The organism is Glutamicibacter sp. NPDC088483, from assembly GCF_044753145.1.
GTDB lineage: Bacteria > Actinomycetota > Actinomycetes > Actinomycetales > Micrococcaceae > Glutamicibacter.
The window spans coordinates 408,191-420,570 of sequence record NZ_JBIVMP010000003.1 but is presented as its reverse complement, the minus strand read 5'-3'; the positions used below and the strand labels follow the sequence as shown (position 1 = coordinate 420,570).

Annotated in this window: 12 protein-coding genes and 1 tRNA gene; 9 read left to right on the top strand and 4 right to left on the bottom strand. The window is 60.8% G+C overall.

Translation table 11 applies throughout. The features are described from left to right. Window positions 1–181: 181 nt before the first annotated feature. From ACIP6G_RS08750 to ACIP6G_RS08720, 7 genes are all read left to right on the top strand, one after another. A complete protein-coding gene (locus tag ACIP6G_RS08750) occupies window positions 182–976 on the top strand; it encodes a creatininase (RefSeq protein WP_365943702.1) in 795 nt (264 codons plus the stop codon). Window positions 977–1,076: 100 nt separating this feature from the next. Beyond that, window positions 1,077–2,723 (top strand): BCCT family transporter, encoded by a 1,647-nt coding sequence (locus ACIP6G_RS08745; protein ID WP_400289626.1) that lies wholly within the window; start codon window positions 1,077–1,079, stop codon window positions 2,721–2,723. Window positions 2,724–3,019: 296 nt separating this feature from the next. Then, on the top strand, window positions 3,020–4,273 hold the full coding sequence (locus ACIP6G_RS08740) for a M24 family metallopeptidase (protein ID WP_013350050.1): 1,254 nt from the start codon (window positions 3,020–3,022) through the stop codon (window positions 4,271–4,273). 193 nt (window positions 4,274–4,466) lie between these two features. Next, window positions 4,467–5,819 carry an MFS transporter gene (locus tag ACIP6G_RS08735; RefSeq protein ID WP_365943704.1) on the top strand — a complete coding sequence of 451 codons (1,353 nt, stop codon included), beginning with the start codon at window positions 4,467–4,469 and terminating at the stop codon, window positions 5,817–5,819. A 31-nt stretch (window positions 5,820–5,850) separates the two neighbouring features. After that, on the top strand, window positions 5,851–6,624 hold the full coding sequence (locus tag ACIP6G_RS08730) for an IclR family transcriptional regulator (protein WP_365943705.1): 774 nt from the start codon (window positions 5,851–5,853) through the stop codon (window positions 6,622–6,624). Between the two features lie 2 nt (window positions 6,625–6,626). Then, window positions 6,627–6,962: a cupin domain-containing protein gene (locus ACIP6G_RS08725; protein ID WP_365943706.1), complete on the top strand. Its 336-nt coding sequence runs from the start codon at window positions 6,627–6,629 to the stop codon at window positions 6,960–6,962. A 138-nt stretch (window positions 6,963–7,100) separates the two neighbouring features. After that, a complete protein-coding gene (locus ACIP6G_RS08720; RefSeq protein ID WP_365943707.1) occupies window positions 7,101–7,688 on the top strand; it encodes an NADPH-dependent FMN reductase in 588 nt (195 codons plus the stop codon). A gap of 16 nt (window positions 7,689–7,704) precedes the next feature. Here the strand turns inward: ACIP6G_RS08720 and ACIP6G_RS08715 are convergent, their stop codons facing one another. Together ACIP6G_RS08715 and ACIP6G_RS08710 are read right to left on the bottom strand one after the other, a co-directional pair. Then, the gene (locus tag ACIP6G_RS08715; RefSeq protein WP_365943708.1) at window positions 7,705–8,277 is read right to left on the bottom strand and encodes a dihydrofolate reductase family protein; all 573 of its coding nucleotides are present in this window, start codon (window positions 8,275–8,277) and stop codon (window positions 7,705–7,707) included. A 134-nt stretch (window positions 8,278–8,411) separates the two neighbouring features. Beyond that, window positions 8,412–8,487 (bottom strand) — tRNA-Ala (locus ACIP6G_RS08710). 190 nt (window positions 8,488–8,677) lie between these two features. Between ACIP6G_RS08710 and ACIP6G_RS08705 the strand changes: the two genes are divergently transcribed. Further along, complete coding sequence (locus ACIP6G_RS08705) at window positions 8,678–9,115, top strand: VOC family protein (protein WP_365943709.1); 438 nt, start codon at window positions 8,678–8,680, stop codon at window positions 9,113–9,115. Here ACIP6G_RS08705 and ACIP6G_RS08700 read toward each other — a convergent pair. Beyond that, window positions 9,112–10,338 carry an MFS transporter gene (locus ACIP6G_RS08700; RefSeq protein WP_365943710.1) on the bottom strand — a complete coding sequence of 409 codons (1,227 nt, stop codon included), beginning with the start codon at window positions 10,336–10,338 and terminating at the stop codon, window positions 9,112–9,114. The genes ACIP6G_RS08705 and ACIP6G_RS08700 overlap by 4 nt on opposite strands. 208 nt (window positions 10,339–10,546) lie before the next feature. On the opposite strand from ACIP6G_RS08700, the gene ACIP6G_RS08695 reads away from it, so the two are divergent. After that, the gene (locus tag ACIP6G_RS08695; protein ID WP_365943712.1) at window positions 10,547–11,425 is read left to right on the top strand and encodes an endonuclease/exonuclease/phosphatase family protein; all 879 of its coding nucleotides are present in this window, start codon (window positions 10,547–10,549) and stop codon (window positions 11,423–11,425) included. On the opposite strand, the gene ACIP6G_RS08690 is transcribed toward ACIP6G_RS08695, so the two are convergent. Next, window positions 11,422–12,096: an alpha-ketoglutarate-dependent dioxygenase AlkB gene (locus ACIP6G_RS08690; RefSeq protein ID WP_365943713.1), complete on the bottom strand. Its 675-nt coding sequence runs from the start codon at window positions 12,094–12,096 to the stop codon at window positions 11,422–11,424. The genes ACIP6G_RS08695 and ACIP6G_RS08690 overlap by 4 nt on opposite strands. Window positions 12,097–12,380: the final 284 nt, after the last annotated feature.

Genomic DNA, 12,380 nt, shown 5'->3' with positions numbered 1-12,380 from the left:
GAAGCACCGTTACGAGTGCCCGCAGTTCGGCCATTCGAAAGTTTTTCACCACGGGTATTGACTGTGATGTGAGCCACTGAAATGATTCACTGCAACAGTGTTGCAGATCTTGCAACTGTATTCCGATACAGAATCATCCCCGCCTGCGGCCTGAAGGGCCCCACGGGTCCAGGAGAAATCCATGCACTCAGTATTCATCGACGAACTCGATGCCCAGACCTACGCCGAGCACGTAGCGCGTACCGGATCCACCATCATCATTCCTGCGGGCGCAACCGAACAGCATGGTCCGCACATGCCATTGGGCGTCGACGCCATGCTTTCCCGCTCCATCGCAGAAGCTGTCGCCCAGCTCACCGGCGCGCTGGTTGCTCCAGCTCTTTGCTACGGCTACAAGTCGCAGCCGCGCTCGGGCGGCGGCAACCACCGCGTAGGCACGACGAGCCTGGGAGGCACATCGCTGAGCCTGATGGTCGAAGATGTCGTCACTTCATTCATCTCCCAGGGATTCGACAACGTGGTGCTGCTCAACGGGCACTTCGAGAATTACCAGTTCCTCTACGAGGGTGTAGATAACGCCGTGGCCAAAACACGCACCGCCGGTTCCACCGCCCGCGCCATCCTGCTTTCGTACTGGGACTTCGTCGACGAGAACACCCTGGCCAAGGTCTTCCCCGACGGATTCCTCGGCTGGGATATCGAGCACGGCGGCATCCTGGAAACCTCGCTCATGCTCCTGCTGCACCCGCAGCTGGTGGACATGGACCGGGTCATCGACCACCCGCCAGCCAAGCTCACCGCCTACGACATCTTCCCCGAAGACCCCGCGCGCACCCCGGACAGCGGCTGCTTGTCATCCGCCAAGGGAGCAACCGCCGAACGCGGCCAACTACTTTTCGAAACCGTCACAGACCAAGTTGCCCAAGCGCTCAAAGGCGAGCTGCTTCTTGGCGATGTAAATATAGAGGTGAATTAACATGTCGGTGGATAATTCAACATCCCAAGACAGGAAAAAGTCCTTGAAAGCATCCAAGCCTTCAGACTCCTCCCCACAGCAAGTTGAAGTTCCACGCTTCATGGGACGGCATATCCCTCCGATTGATCGCCTGCTGATCCGGGCGATCCCGCCAGTACTGATTGTCGCCGTGATGATTTGGGTGCTCTCGAATCCTGAAGCCGCCTCGGCTGCCATTTCCGAAATGCGCACCTTCGTCACCGGGAAATTCACCTGGCTCTTCATCTTGTACTCGGTCTTCACCGTCGTGGTGTGCATCTGGCTCTCGATGAGCCGGGTGGGCAAGATCCGCTTGGGCGGTCCGAATGCCAAACCTCAGCACAGCAAGTTCGCCTGGTACTCCATGCTCTTCGCTTGCGGCCAGGGCATCGGGTTGATCTTCTGGTCCGTGGCCGAACCGATCATGCTGCGCGATGAAAACCCGGTCATTCCGGCAATGCCGGGCGGCGGCGGAGAAGAAGGCGCCATCGTCTGGACCTACTTCCACTGGGGCCTGACCGCCTGGGCCATGTACTGCGCCGTAGCCGTCTGCCTGGCCTACTCGCACCACAATCTGGGCAAGACCTTGACCTTCCGCGAAGCCACCGTGGACATCCTGCCCCGCTGGTCCCGCCGCGGCGCCGGCGTGATTGTTGAACTGCTGGCCATCATCGCTACCGTGCTCGGCCTGGCCACTTCCTTCGGCTTCGCCGCCATGCAGTTCTCTTCGGGTCTGACTTCCTTTACTGGCCTGACTGCCAGCCCGATGATGTGGCTGATGGTTATCTTGACCTTCGCCGGCATCACCTCGATCTCCGCGATTGTCGGCATCAACAAGGGCATGGCCCGCATCAGCGGGCTGAACTCGATCTTGAGTATCGCGCTGGTTGCCGCGGTGCTGATCTTCGGACCGTCGCTGTACATCATCTCGAACATGTCCCAGACTTTCGGCAGCTTCTTCACGAACTTCGCGAATATGAGCCTGTGGACCGATTCCGGCCTGGCGGCCACGACTTTGGACAGCTGGCAGGATTCTTGGAATGGCTGGTGGACGGTCTTCATCTGGTGCTGGGTTATCGCCTTCTCGCCATTCGTGGCCGGCTTCATCGCACGCATCTCCCGAGGCCGCACCATTCGCGAATTCGTGCTGGGCGTGACCATCATCCCTTCGCTGATCGTGATGGTCTGGGTTGCCGTCATCGGCTCCGCCGCCATCTACTACGATGACCAGACCGATCGCGGCGTCAGCGCCGCGGTGGCCGAAGACACCTCTTCGGGCTTGTTCGTGATGCTTGATTCGCTGCCGGTGGTTGGCACGATCCTGTTGGTGGTCTCCACCATCCTGGTGGCCACCTACTACGTCACCTCGCTGGATTCGGGCATCTATGCACTGAGCGAGTTCGTCTCGGCGCCAGGCAAGTCCGGCCCGGTCTTCCGCGTGGTCCTGGTGCTCTCGGTGGCCACCGTGACCACTGTGCTGCTGACCATGGGCGGAACCGCGGTGGTGGATACCGTGCAAACCGGTACCATCATCGGGGCCTTCCCGTTCTCGTTCGTGATCATCTTGATGATCATCAACCTCATCCGCCGGCTGCTCAAGCGCGATAAGGCCATCAAGCAGCTGGAGAAGGACATCAATAATCCGGACCCGAACCTCGTCTTCGTTCCGGATCCCAGTGGAGAAGGCGCCATCCGCAAGACGGAGCCGGACCAGGGAAGCCACAACTAGGCTCTGGGAAGCATCGAGCATGAAGGCCGCGCAACTGGTCATATTCAATTGCGCGGCCTTCATCATCTCCGCACCTGTATTGCATACCACTAAGTCAATTGGAGTTTTTCGGTAAAAGTGAAAAGTTTTTGGATTCTCCCTTGACAGTGACGCAGAGCACACATAGTCTAATTGCAACGGCGTTGCAGTGAGCGCAACACGTAACTTTCTTCTCCGGCGATTCCCATGAATCCTCGCAATCCATCTGATTGGGCCGGCCTGCCTTGACACTTGATTTCTTACAAGGAGCCACAACCATGACTACCGCCAACATCGCCACGAACGTTTCCGAACTGGCCCGCCTGAAGACCCTGCACAACGGATCCAAGCAGCAGCTGACCTTCTCGGATGCGGAGTTCGAACGCCGCCTGGCCGGCCTGCGCCAGATCATGGCAGCCAAGTCCCTGGACGCAGTCATCCTGACCAGCTACCACGGCATCAAGTACTACTCGGACTTCCTGTACACCACCTTCGGTCGCAACTATGCGCTGGTGGTCACCCAGACCAACTCCACCACCGTCACCGCGAACATCGACGCCGGCATGCCATGGCGGACCAGCTACGGCGAGAACATCGTGTACACCGACTGGAAGCGCGACAACTTCTTCTACGGCCTGCAGGAAGCACTCAAGCGCGATGGAGTGAAGGCCTCGCGCATCGGCGTGGAAGACGACTTCCTGCCGGGCCTGACCCGCGAGAAAATCGCCGCCGCCTTCGACGGTGCCGCACTGGTAGACGTCTCCCAGGATGCCATGCGCCAGCGCATGATCAAGTCCGCCGAGGAAATCGAGGTCATCAAGCACGGTGCACGCATCGGCGACCTGGGCGGCGAAGCCATCAAGGCAGCGATCCGCGAAGGCATCAGCGAATACGAAGTAGCGTTGATCGGAACCGAAGCCATGGTGCACGAGATTGCCAAGACCTTCCCGCACCGCGAAGTGCGCGACACCTGGGTCTGGTTCCAGTCCGGGATCAACACCGACGGCGCCCACAACTGGGCCACCACCCGCAAGCTTCAGCGCGGGGACATCCTCTCGCTGAACTGCTTCCCGATGACCTCGGGCTACTACACCGCGCTGGAGCGCACCTTGTTCCTCGGTGAGCCAGATGCACGCAGCTTGGAACTGTGGAACGTCAACGTCGAGGTCCACAAGCGGGGCCTGGAACTGATCAAGCCGGGCGCAGTCTGCAAGGACATCGCCGCAGAGCTGAACGAAATCTTCATCTCGCACAACTTGCTGCCGAACCGCACCTTCGGCTACGGCCACTCCTTCGGCGTCCTCTCGCACTACTACGGCCGCGAAGCAGGCCTGGAACTGCGCGAAGACATCGACACCGTCTTGGAGCCGGGCATGGTCGTTTCGATGGAGCCAATGATCACCGTCGCCGATGGCGAGCCAGGTGCCGGCGGCTACCGCGAGCACGACATCCTCGTGATCGGCGAGGATGGCGGAGTCGAGAACATCACCAAGTTCGGCTTCGGCCCGGAGAACAACATCATCGACGCGTAAGCGCAACCGATCACCGTGGGGCAGGGCCCAATACCCTGCCCCACGGCTGCTTTAGCCATCTGGGGCGCAGCAAGCAGGGGGCTGTGCCTAGAACCGAAGACCACCCACCGGTCTGTCGAAACACTTCATCATTCCAGCGGCATCAAAGCCAGGACTGGCCAAAGCCGTTGCCCTCCAGAGGCGGTTTCACCCCATGAACCATTCCAGCAATTCCCCACTGCAAGCTCCCACCGGAACCACGGCCGCAGCGGCCCCCTGCGTGTCCCAGTCCCGCACCATTGACGCGAAGACCCGCCGCAAGGTGATCGCTGCCAGCTTCATCGGCAACTTCGTGGAATGGTTCGACTACGCGGCCTACGGCTACTTCGCCGTCACAATCGCCGCCGTATTCTTCCCCAGCGACGACCCCCAAGCTGGTCTGCTGATGACTTTCGGGGTATTCGCCATCTCGTTCCTGGTCCGTCCTGTAGGCGGGTTCATTTGGGGGCATCTGGGCGACAAGATCGGCCGGCGTGAAGCCCTGTCGTGGTCGATCCTGCTGATGACCGGTGCCACATTCTGCATAGCGCTGCTCCCCGGCTACGCATCCATCGGTTTTGGCGCGCCCCTGCTGCTCCTGGCCCTGCGTCTGGTCCAGGGCTTCTCTGCCGCCGGCGAGTATGCCGGCGCCTCCGCCTTCCTGGTCGAGTACGCGCCGGCCAACCGGCGCGGCCTGTACGCGGCAGTGGTTCCGGCGAGCACTGCCACCGGCCTGCTCTTCGGCTCACTGATGGCCGCCGGGCTGACCGGGTTGCTGTCAACCGGGGATCTGGAGTCCTGGGGATGGCGCATACCGTTCTTGCTGGCCGCGCCCATGGGGCTCATTGGCCGCTATATCCGCACCAAGCTGGAGGATTCGCCAGCTTTCCTTGAAGCGTCCGAGTCCTCCACTCCTGAGGGATCCCCAGTCGGGTCGTTGCTGAAGAACTACTGGCGCCAGCTGGTCCAGGCTGCGGGTGCGGTGCTGCTGAACGCCGTGGGGTTCTATGTCATCCTTTCCTACATGCCGACCTATCTATCCGAAGAGCTCGGACTGGACGCCACCCGTTCCTACCTGGCAACGACCGTTGCGCTGTTGACCTACGTCGGTTTCATCTTTATCACGGGCATGCTTTCGGATCGTTTCGGACGCAAGCGCATCTTGATCAGCGCATCGATTCTGTTCATCCTGTTCACCGTTCCTGCCTTCATGGCTTTGGAATCAGGAAACTTCCTGGTCATTGTCTTGGTCCAGATCCTGCTCGGCGCGATGCTCACGCTCAACGACGGCACCCTTCCGAGCTATCTCGCGGAAATGTTCCCCACCAAGGTCCGCTATTCCGGCTTCGCAGTGTCGTTCAACCTCTCAAATGCATTGTTTGGCGGAACCGCGCCATTCGTGGCCACATTACTGATTGCCACTAGCGGCAACGTCCTTGCCCCCGGCTGGTACTTGATGGGCGCAGCAGTGATTTCGCTGGTGGCGGTGGCCTGCTCGGTCGAAACCAGCCGTAAACCATTGGTTTGAGCCGTAGGATAGTAGCAACTCAGGAGGGGAAATGACTGAAATTCGCAGCGAAACCCGAGGCGCCTCGGTGATTGTCAACGTGCTCGATGTGCTCCGTTGCTTCACCGTTGAGCGCCCGTTAGTCGGCGTCACCGAAATCGCAGATCAGGTTGGTCTCCACAAATCCAGCGTCTCGCGCATTCTGGCCACCCTTGAGCAGGAACGCGTTGTGGATAGAGACGAGGAAACCCGCAAGTACCGCTTGGGTGTCGGCCTGATTGCCATTGCCGGTCCATTGCTTGCGAACCTGGATGTGCGGCAGGTGGCTTACCCTCTTCTGGAAGATCTTCGTGAAGCGACCGGCGAGACCGCTGTACTGAATATCTGGGACGGCAACGAGTCGATTTCGGTCGAACAACTGCCTTCTACCCACCTGGTCAAGCACACTTCGGTCATGGGGTCGCGTTACCGTTCGGGACTGAGCGCTACCGTGCAGGTATTCCTCGCCAATGAGGATCCAGTACGCCGCGCGGAGCTGATCTCCAGTGGAGAGATCGATCTTGCAGGCACAGCCCCCACCGAATACCAAGCACGTCTGAATCTTGTGCGCGAGCGCGGCTACGCGGTCAACTACGGCGAGACTTCCGCCGAGGAGGTCGGAGTGGCCGCAGGCATCCTCGACCACCGCGGTGAACTCGTAGCCTGCGCCATGACTGCCGCTCCGTTCTACCGCATCGGCGCCGATGAGCTGGAGCAGCTCTGCTCCAGCACCCGCACCGCAGCAAGGCGAATCAGCACCAGGCTGGGATACCAGGCGGAAAGTTAGCCATGGACCCGTTTGAAGCGCGCGATGCCCATGCCTTCGACTACGGTATGCACGAAGGGTCAGCTATGAAAGTCAGCCACCACTTCGCCGGGCATACCGGGATGCCAGTAGCCATCCAGACCTGGGTGATCGAGCCAGGCGGATTCGAGGGCTTCCATCGCCACGAGGGCGAGAGTGCTTCCCAGGAGTTCTACCAAGTGCGAGAGGGTCGGGCGCTGACGCGGGTCGGCGAGCACGATAACGAGCTCGGTCCCGGTGGCAGCATACTGGCCGACGCCGGAGCGGACCACGGCCTGCGCAATACCGGCGGCACTGGCCTGCGCGTGCTCACGCTTTAGGCCCCGCCACGCAAAGCCGACTTCTCAGCCTTCGGCTCGCAGCAGATTACCCAGCGCGGTCAACCAGGCGGACTGGCTTAGCTGGGAGTTTGCCCGAGTGCCTTTTGCCACCCCTCGCCCCGGTGCTGAAGTGGTTCCATGGATTACAACATCGGCTATTTCGTCGGTTCGCTCGCCACGAACTCCATCAACCGCGTCCTGTCCAAGGCCCTGATAGCCCTGGCACCTGAAAACCTCAGTTTCACGGAAATCCCGATCAGCGATCTGCCCTTGTATAGCGCTGACTACGATGACAATTATCCCGAAGCCGGGACCGCGCTCAAGTCCGCCATCGAGGCTTCGGACGGCCTGCTATTCATCAGCCCGGAGTACAACCGTTCAATTCCCGGTGCGCTGAAAAATGCCATCGACTGGGGTTCGAGGCCCTGGGGCTCCAACTCTTTCGCCCGTAAGCCCACGGGCCTGCTCGGCGCTTCGGTCGGAGCCATCGGCACTGCGGTCATGCAGTCCAGCATGCGCAGCGTCCTCAGCTTCCTGGATGCCCCGCAGCTGAACTCCCCCGAGGTCTACCTGCAGTACCGTCCCGAAGACTTCGGCGAGGACGGGAGCATCAGCAACCCGGACACTGAGAAGTTCTTGGCCCACTACATGGGCGAATATGCGGCGTTCGTTGAGCGTGTGCTCGATGCGACAGCTGCGGGTCATATCGGAGACGAAGGTATGTAGCCGCCTCCAACGTCCACTAGACGCGCGAGTACTCGGCAAGACAGACTCCGGAGGCAAAAGCCTGCATGTTCTCCAGCCTCCAGCGATCCGGGGCATACCCTGTGTCCCCGAAGAGCCTGATACCCGACCCGAACATCACCGGCTGCACCTTCAGGGCCAACCTGTCGATGTCCGGCCGGAGCCTGGCGGCCAATTGCCCTCCGCCGCACAGCCAGATGCCGTCACCCGGTTGGGATTTGAGTTCCCCGATGACCTCTCGCGGATCCGCACTGCTGAACTGCACCTCTTGGCTTCCTGGAGGTGAAGAGTGATCGCGCGTGAAAACAATCTGTCTCAGATGCGAGTACGGGCTGGGCAGTGCTGGCAAGCCGACAGCGTAGGTATTCCATCCCATCAGCACCGTATCGAAAGGGCACCCCTCGATAGGCAGTCCAGCCGACTCTGCCAGCTGGGTCGGCGCGGTGCCGCGGTAGCGGTCCCAGATGGGCGCCGCATGGTCGCCAGCCACCGCGAATGCATCGAATTCGCCGTGAGGACCGGCAATGTACCCGTCCAAGCTCACTGCAACGAAGTAGGTTAGTTCTCTCATTGATTCTCCCTTGGCTCGAAGACGGAATCGTCTGGGAAGTTGAGCCAACCCTACAGCATGGCCTGTTGGGAACTTGGGAGAATGCAAAAAAACCGGGAAACATCATTTCTGATGTTTCCCGGTTTTTTTCCATTTGGTGGAGGTAAGGGGATTCGAACCCCTGACCTTCTGCATGCCATGCAGACGCGCTACCAACTGCGCCATACCCCCAAACGAGGTGATTCCAGTGGCTTGTAGAACCCCTGAACCGAGATAAAACTTTACCGGAGCACTGCCGAAAACTCCAAATCGGCTGTTCGAGACGCTGGTCACAATCCTCTATTCACACGGTGCTCCCCAAGTGGAAGAATATGGGTCGGGACCTGCCGGCCCCACCCATTCCTTCGAAAGGCGCAATCCCATGACCATCGGACTGACCCCATACCTGCGTTTCGCCGGAGACGCCAAAGAAGCTATGGAGTTCTACCACCAGGTACTCGGTGGCGAGCTTTCCATGATGACCTTCCAAGAAGGCATGAATGACAATAATCCGGCCGTTGCCGACCAGATTATGCACTCCTCGCTATTCGTTGAACGCGGCCTGCACTTCATGGCCTCGGACACCCCGCCTGAAATGGACGTCCGGGGCAATGGCGTGATCGCGCTAAGCAGCGACGGGACGGCCGGAGCCGACGCGGAGACCCTGACCCGGTGGTGGGAAGGATTGGGCGAAGGCGGCCAGATCAACATGCCATTGGAGCGGGCCCCGTGGGGCGACTCCTTTGGCGAGCTGCGCGACAAGTTCGGCGTGGTCTGGATGTTCAACATCACCGCGGTGACCAGCTATCCGAAGCGCTAGTGGATGCGCGCCTGCTCGCGGGCTTCCAAAGCTTCGCGGCCTACGAGCAGGCCCACCTTCTTCGCGCGGATCTGGGTGATCCACGCGATCAGCAGGCCCAAGGCGGCCAGGCCAGCGCCGACCACAGATGGGGCGCGGAAGCCGTAACCGGCGGCAATCACCGCGGCACCCAGGGCGGCGCCCAGCGCGTTGGCAACATTCAGCGCCGAGTGGTTCAGCGAGGCAGCCAGCGACTGCGCATGCGGGGCCGAATCCATCAGCAGCGTCTGCAACGCAGGGATCAGCAAGGAACCCACCGCGCCCATCACGAAGACCATGATCATCGTCGGAACCACCCAGCTCGTCACGGCAGCGAAAATCAGCATGGTGGCGATCATGAAAACGGAAGAAAGCTTGATCGCGCCGAAGATCGACCAGTCGGCAAGCCTGCCACCGGCCAGCGAACCAACGACCATGCCTACGCCATAGAGCGCCAAAGCCAGCGGCACCAGCTCAATTGGCAGTCCTGCTTCTTCGGTCAGCGTGGGCGAAATGTACGAGTACACCGCGAAGAATCCGCCGAAGCCGACAATGCCGGTGAGCATCGCCAGCCACACCTGGGCACTCTTCAAGGCGGTCAGCTCGCGGCGGATGCTCGCCCCGGCATCGGTCTTGCGCCATGGGACGAACAAGCTAATCAGCACAGCGGTCAACACGCCGATCGCAGTGACGACCAGGAACATCGAACGCCAGCCGTATTCCTGGCCGAGCCGGGTCACCAACGGGACACCGGCAACGTTGGCCACCGAAAGCCCGAGCATCACCCAGGCAATGGCGCGTCCGCGCATTGTGGCCGGAACCAGGCTGCCGGCAAGCACCCCGGCCAGCCCGAAGTAGGCCCCATGCGGCAGGCCTGCAAGGAAGCGGGTCACCAGCATGGTGTTGTAGTCCGGAGCGAAGAATGAGGAGAGGTTGGCGAGCGTGAAGAAGAGAATCAGCAGCTGCACCGCACGCTTGCGCGGGATCTTGGCAGCCAGCGCAGTGAGCACCGGGGCGCCCACCACCACGCCGATTGCGTAGGCGCTGATCATCAGGCCCATCTGCGCATAGCCCACTTCCAGATCAGCGGCGCCTTCCTGGAGCAAGCCCATCATGGCAAACTCCGTGACACCGATGCCGACGCCGCCCATGGCCAAGGCAATAATTGCCAGCAGTAGTTTTCCGCCAGATACATAGGCAGTCATTCAATTTCTCAATTCATGGCAGGGTCTTGGGAAGCGGCTCCCTCGGCGCTCTTATCCATCGTAGTGACTGCATCGGGCGACAGTGGCAATCCCCGAGCGGAAAATTACGAATCCCACAGTATTTTGTGCCACTGTATTAAGTCCTATGCCTCATTCATCGCACCATCGCCTGTCGGCCTCGCGAATAATCGCGAGGTTCTTCTTTGTCATGCTCTGTCTCGCGCTGGCCGGGCTAATGGTGTTCCACCAGCAGATCCCCGATGTCCTGGGTCTCGGATTGATCGTCGATAACCTGGCCCCGTGGATGGGCCTCGGAATTCCAGTGCTCTTGCTGATGGCCTTGGTGGTGCGCGGACGCATCAGCTTCATCGGCCTGCTCGTACCGGTCGTTGTTTGGGCTGTGCTCTTCGGGCCGGCGTTCCTGCCTTCGGACCGGCGCGCACCAGAAGCTTCCTTGCTGGTTGCCACGCAAAACGTCCACGAGTCTGCGGGCGTGCAGGCTGCCCGCGAATTGGCAGCCAACGGCGCGCAGGTCATCACCCTGCAGGAAATCGGTGAAGGCCAGGAGCCGGAAATCACCGCCGAGCTCGCCCAATCCCACCCTTACAGCTACATGGTCAGCACCGTAGGCGTGTGGAGCGCCTATCCGCTGAAGAATCCAGAGCCCCTGGATCTGGGCCTGGGTTGGGACCGCGCGTTGCGGGTGGACGTGGCCAGCGAAAAAGGGGATGTCCGCCTGTACGCTGTGCATGCGGCGTCGGCCAGGCCTACCGGCCATCACGAGCGGGACATGATGCTTGCTTCCTTGGCCGGCTACCTCGCCGATGACGATTCTCCGAGGATCGTTGCCGCCGGAGACTTCAACGCCACCAGCTCCGACCGCCACTTCGCGCCGGTCGCTAACCAGCTGGAGGAAGCCCACTACAGCGACTGGGGCTTGGCCCTGACCTGGCCGCGGTCCCTGTTCCCGATGCTCGGCATCGATCATGTGATGCTGCGCGGCGTCGAATCAGCAGGCCTGGAGCGGCTGGAAATCGCCGATTCCGATCATTACGCGCTCTCTGCCACGATCGACCTGGGGAACTAGTTCGCTTCCAGCCCGGTCTGGCGCAGCGTGATGTTAATGCGTCCGCCGCCAAGGCCCAGGCCTGCAGGCGCGGTCCCGGCATGGATCTTGCTCACCCCGTGATAGGCGAAGCGTGAGGGGCCGTCGAAGACGAACAGGTCCCCCGAAGCCAGCCGGATCTCTTGCCATGGCCGGTTGCGGTTCTCGGTATTGCCCAGGCGGAATGTTGCCGAATCGCCGATGGACAGCGAAACCACGGGGGCGTTGATGCGCTCTTGCGCATCCTGGTGCATGCCCATGGCGGCCTGCACGTCGTAGTAGTTCACGATAGCCGCATCGGGCTGGTAGTCCTGCGCGCGCTGCAGGTCACCAGTAGCTTCTGCGACCGCCTGCTTGCCCAAGCGGACCAGCCAGTCTTCCATGGGCGCCACTGATTGCCCGTCCAGGTCGTCAGCGGTCTTGGAGTAGCGGTTCGGGCTCCAATGCCACCCCAGGCACAAGCTCTGCACGCTCATCGGATGGCCGTTGACGGCTGTGCGGTGCGGCGGAACAGGCCCGCTGCCCCATTCGAAGAAGCGCCGGACGATCCACTGCTGCGCGGGCGCGTCCAGCCACCCCGGCAAGTGCCAGGCTCCTGGGCGCAAGGCTCCCCCGGTACGGGGCAGTGCGCTGTCGTCGAACAGGGATTCCATGTTCCCAGCGTGCCCGTTGCAGGCAGAGCTCGGCAAGTCTCCCGCGTATTCGCTCACTGAACTTTGCAGGATCAGCCAGGCCAGTGCCTCGCAACAATATTTACATTAGAGACTTTGTGTTTCGTCTTACCCTCGCGAACATTTCGAAAAGGTTAACCTTTACTCGAATTATTGCGCTTGAAACATTTGCGATACCTCCGGGAAAACCTGGGGGCCTAGGCTGGGTGCATCCACTAGTTCAAGGAGAATCCCATGTCACCCCTAGAAACTCGAGCAGAATCAAG

Bases quoted from the DNA above. Each gene is read 5' to 3' on its own strand.
- ACIP6G_RS08740 (WP_013350050.1), top strand. From the start codon at position 3,020: ATGACTACCGCCAACATCGCCACGAACGTTTCCGAACTGGCCCGCCTG.
- ACIP6G_RS08690 (WP_365943713.1), bottom strand. From the start codon at position 12,096: ATGGAATCCCTGTTCGACGACAGCGCACTGCCCCGTACCGGGGGAGCC.
- ACIP6G_RS08730 (WP_365943705.1), top strand. From the start codon at position 5,851: ATGACTGAAATTCGCAGCGAAACCCGAGGCGCCTCGGTGATTGTCAAC.
- ACIP6G_RS08705 (WP_365943709.1), top strand. From the start codon at position 8,678: ATGACCATCGGACTGACCCCATACCTGCGTTTCGCCGGAGACGCCAAA.
- ACIP6G_RS08700 (WP_365943710.1), bottom strand. From the start codon at position 10,338: ATGACTGCCTATGTATCTGGCGGAAAACTACTGCTGGCAATTATTGCC.
- ACIP6G_RS08735 (WP_365943704.1), top strand. From the start codon at position 4,467: ATGAACCATTCCAGCAATTCCCCACTGCAAGCTCCCACCGGAACCACG.
- ACIP6G_RS08695 (WP_365943712.1), top strand. From the start codon at position 10,547: ATGCTCTGTCTCGCGCTGGCCGGGCTAATGGTGTTCCACCAGCAGATC.
- ACIP6G_RS08750 (WP_365943702.1), top strand. From the start codon at position 182: ATGCACTCAGTATTCATCGACGAACTCGATGCCCAGACCTACGCCGAG.
- ACIP6G_RS08725 (WP_365943706.1), top strand. From the start codon at position 6,627: ATGGACCCGTTTGAAGCGCGCGATGCCCATGCCTTCGACTACGGTATG.
- ACIP6G_RS08720 (WP_365943707.1), top strand. From the start codon at position 7,101: ATGGATTACAACATCGGCTATTTCGTCGGTTCGCTCGCCACGAACTCC.
- ACIP6G_RS08745 (WP_400289626.1), top strand. From the start codon at position 1,077: ATGGGACGGCATATCCCTCCGATTGATCGCCTGCTGATCCGGGCGATC.
- ACIP6G_RS08715 (WP_365943708.1), bottom strand. From the start codon at position 8,277: ATGAGAGAACTAACCTACTTCGTTGCAGTGAGCTTGGACGGGTACATT.